The sequence below is a fragment of the Devosia insulae DS-56 genome (assembly GCF_000970465.2).
Lineage (GTDB): Bacteria > Pseudomonadota > Alphaproteobacteria > Rhizobiales > Devosiaceae > Devosia_A > Devosia_A insulae.
Genome location: NZ_LAJE02000212.1, coordinates 1 through 3710 on the forward strand (window position 1 = coordinate 1; position 3710 = coordinate 3710).

A 3710-nucleotide genomic window follows, 5' to 3' on the forward strand; every position below is an offset into this window, starting at 1 on the left:
CCTCAAGGGGGAGGGGAGCAGAGGAGCTATCGGAAATTCCGAAAGCTCCCCCCGGACGAATACATTTGCGCATAGCAAAGCGCTCGATAAGCTCCCAATCAAGGGCATGATGCGCATTTGGGAGCGCTGCCCGAGCAGGGAGAAATCGATGAAATCCATCCTCAAGACGTGTACGGCCTTGACCATGGTTGCGACCTTCACCGGTCAGGTGGCTGCGCAGGAGATGCTGCAGTCGCTCGGCGCGGGGGAGGGCGAAGTTTCGATCGTCGCCTGGGCCGGTTACATCGAGCGCGGTGAGACCGACCCGAATTATGACTGGGTCACCAAGTTCGAAGCCGATAGCGGCTGCAAGGTGTTGGTGAAAACCGCCAACACCTCGGACGAAATGGTCGCCCTGATGAACGAAGGCGGCTTTGACCTGGTCACCGCCTCGGGCGACGCCTCGCTGCGCCTGATCGCCGGCAAGCGTGTACAACCGATCAACACGGCGCTGATCCCGTCATGGTCGACGATCGACCCGCGGCTCGAGAGCGCTGCCTGGCACACCGTCGATGGCGTGCACTACGGCACGCCCTATGTCTGGGGCGCTAACGTGCTGATGTACAACACCGATGTGTTTGGGGATAAGCCGCCGACCAGCTGGAACGTGGTGTTCGAAGAGACGACGCTGCCGGACGGCAAGTCGAACAAGGGGCGCGTCCAGGCCTATGACGGCCCGATCTATGTGGCCGACGCGGCGCTTTACCTGATGAAGCACAAGCCGGAGCTGGGGATCACCGACCCCTATGCGCTGAACGAGGACCAGTACAAGGCAGCGCTCGACCTCTTACGCGTGCAGCGCACCCTGGTCGGCCGCTACTGGCACGATGCGTTCATCCAGATGGACGACTTCAAGAACGAAGGCGTCGTCGCCTCCTCGTCCTGGCCGTTCATGGTCAACGTGCTGAAGGCGGAAGGCGCCAAGGTTGCCTCGACCTTCCCGGAAGAAGGCATCACCGGCTGGGCCGATACGACGATGCTGCACGCCGAGAGCGCCCACCCGAACTGCGCCTATATGTGGATGGAGCACTCGCTCTCGCCCAAGGTGCAGGGCGATGTGTCGGCCTGGTTCGGCACGGTGCCGTCGGTGCCGGCCGCCTGCAAGGGCAATGAGCTCCTGACCGATGAGGGCTGCGCCACCAACGGCTACGAGAATTTCGACAAGATCCGCTTCTGGCGGACCCCGACCGCCAAGTGCGAGGCGGGTGAGTGCGTGCCGTATTACCGCTGGGTCAGCGACTACGTCGGGGTTATCGGCGGCCGCTAGGGAGCTCTAGTCGGCCCGGGGGAGTGGCGCGCTGCGCCGTTCCCCCATCCCGCGACGGTCACTCCCGCGACGGCGGAGCCCAGCGCAACCTCGCGTCCACAGCGAGTGGGTTCCCGCCGTTGCGGGGGTGACACCTAGGGGATTTGCCAACGGCAAATCCTCCGCCCCCGGCGATTTGCCAACGGCAAATCGCCGGACACATCCCGGGGATTTGCCCTTGCAAATCCTCCGGCTCGTCCGGGGACTTTCAGGTCCTCCGGTTGATCTCAGCGCCTCGACGCGAAGGTTCTCCAGGCATGACCTCGGCCGTATCCCTCAAGACCGTTTCCCGCCATTTCGGCGCGGTGAGAGCTCTCGACGAGGTCGATCTCGAGGTCGGGGAGGGGGAGTTCTTCGCCATGCTCGGCCCATCGGGCTCGGGCAAGACCACCTGCCTGCGGTTGATCGCCGGTTTCGAGCAGCCGACGCTGGGGCAGATCCACATCTTCGGCGATGCGGTGGAGGGCGTGCCGCCCTATCGGCGCAACGTCAACACGGTGTTCCAGGATTACGCGCTGTTCCCGCACATCAACGTGCGCGAGAACGTCGAATTCTCGCTGATGCTGAAGAAGGTCGACAGGGCGACGCGGGCCCGCGAGGCCGAAGCGGCGCTGGAACTGGTGAAGCTCGGCGGCTATGGCGACCGGCGGCCCGGCCAGCTTTCAGGCGGGCAGCGACAACGGGTGGCGCTGGCCCGCGCCATCGTCAACCGCCCCAAGGTGCTGCTGCTCGACGAGCCGCTCGGGGCGCTCGACCTGAAGCTGCGCGAGCAGATGCAGGAAGAGCTGAAGGCGCTGCAGAAGACGCTCGGCATCACCTTCATCTTCGTTACCCACGACCAGGGCGAAGCGCTGTCGATGGCCGACCGGGTGGCGGTGTTCGATTTCGGCAAGCTGGTGCAGGTAGGGACGCCCGAGGAGATCTACACCAAGCCCAATTCGCGCTTCGTCGCCGATTTCGTCGGCTCGTCGAACGTCTTGGCGCCGGAATTCGTCGAGACCATTGCCGGCGAACAGCGCTGGGCGTCGCTCAGGCCGGAGGCCATCCACCTCATTCGCAGCGAGGGCGGCCATTCGGCGCTCAGCGGCACAGTGGTGTCGCGCTCCTATCTCGGCGCCACCACCCGGCTCGGCATCGACCTCAGTGGCACGCTGCTCCATGCGGTGGTGCCATCGGGCAGTGATGTGCCCGCCGACGGCGACCGGGTGACCATCGGCTTTGCCCGCGAGGCGCTGCATCTGATGGAGGATGCGGGGTGAGCGCGATCGCCGCGAGCAGTTCCAGCGCTATCCTGCCGAACCAGCGCGGCTGGCTCGGCACGCTCAGCGACCGCTTCTGGCGGCAACCGAAACTTTCCGTCTTTCTGTTGCTGCTGCCGGCGCTGCTCTGGCTCGGCATCGTCTATGTCGGCTCGCTGTTCGCGCTGTTGCTGCAGAGCTTTTTCTCGATCGACGAGTTCTCCGGGCTGATCAATTACGAGTTCACGCTCAAGACCTATGCGGAGCTGCTGCGGCCGCAGAATCTCGATGTGATCCTCCGCACCGTGATCATGGCGGGGGCAGTAACTCTGGCTTCGGCGCTGATCGCCTTTCCCATCGCCTATATGGCGGCGCGCTATGCGCGCGGGAAATGGAAGGCGCTGTTCTACCTCGGCATCATGCTGCCGCTGTGGGCCAGCTACCTGGTCAAGGTCTATGCCTGGAAGCTGATCCTCGCCAAGGAGGGCATCCTAAACTGGGTGTTCGAGCAGTTGCACCTGACCTGGCTGCTGGACGCGTGGCTTTCGCTGCCGGTGATCGGCGGCAACTCGCTCTCCATCAGTTACACCGGCACCTTCCTCGTCTTCCTCTATGTCTGGATGCCCTACATGATCCTGCCGATCCAGGCGGCGATCGAGCGGGTGCCGACGAACCTGATCGATGCCTCGTCCGATCTCGGCGCAACGCCGCTGCAGACCTTCTGGAAGGTGATCTTCCCGCTGGCGCTGCCGGGGATCGTCGCCGGCTCGATCTTCACCTTCTCCTTGACGCTGGGCGATTACATCATCCCGCAGATCATCGGCACCTCGGCCTTCTTCATCGGCCAGGCGGTTTATGCGCACCAGGGCACGGCCGGGAATATCCCGCTCGCCGCGGCTTTCACCGTGGTGCCGATCGTCATCATGGGGCTGTATCTGTGGATGGCGAAGCGCATGGGGGCGTTCGATGCGCTGTGAGCTGCTGGTTCTAGCTCCCCCCCGCTCAAGGGCGAGGCTATCGCGTATTGTGGCAAGGCGGCTGACAGGCCTGTGCGCACAGAGTACCCCCACCCCTGTCCCCTCCCCGCAAGGGGGAGGGAGACGCTCCCACCAGCGCCAGTGTTTTGG

3 protein-coding genes are annotated in these 3710 nt (G+C 64.2%); all 3 read left to right on the forward strand.

Going from position 1 to position 3710, the window contains the following annotated elements; all coding sequences use genetic code 11:
* The first annotated feature begins 148 nt into the window (after positions 1 to 148).
* The 3 genes from VW23_RS15215 to VW23_RS15225 all read left to right on the forward strand — a co-directional run bounded on the left by VW23_RS15215 (position 149) and on the right by VW23_RS15225 (position 3560).
* Positions 149 to 1306 carry an ABC transporter substrate-binding protein gene (locus VW23_RS15215; protein ID WP_069910401.1) on the forward strand — a complete coding sequence of 386 codons (1158 nt, stop codon included), beginning with the start codon at positions 149 to 151 and terminating at the stop codon, positions 1304 to 1306.
* Between the two features lie 296 nt (positions 1307 to 1602).
* The gene (locus VW23_RS15220; protein WP_069910402.1) at positions 1603 to 2604 is read left to right on the forward strand and encodes an ABC transporter ATP-binding protein; all 1002 of its coding nucleotides are present in this window, start codon (positions 1603 to 1605) and stop codon (positions 2602 to 2604) included.
* Complete coding sequence (locus VW23_RS15225; protein ID WP_069910403.1) at positions 2601 to 3560, forward strand: ABC transporter permease; 960 nt, start codon at positions 2601 to 2603, stop codon at positions 3558 to 3560. Before VW23_RS15220 ends, VW23_RS15225 begins: the two co-directional genes overlap by 4 nt.
* Positions 3561 to 3710: the final 150 nt, after the last annotated feature.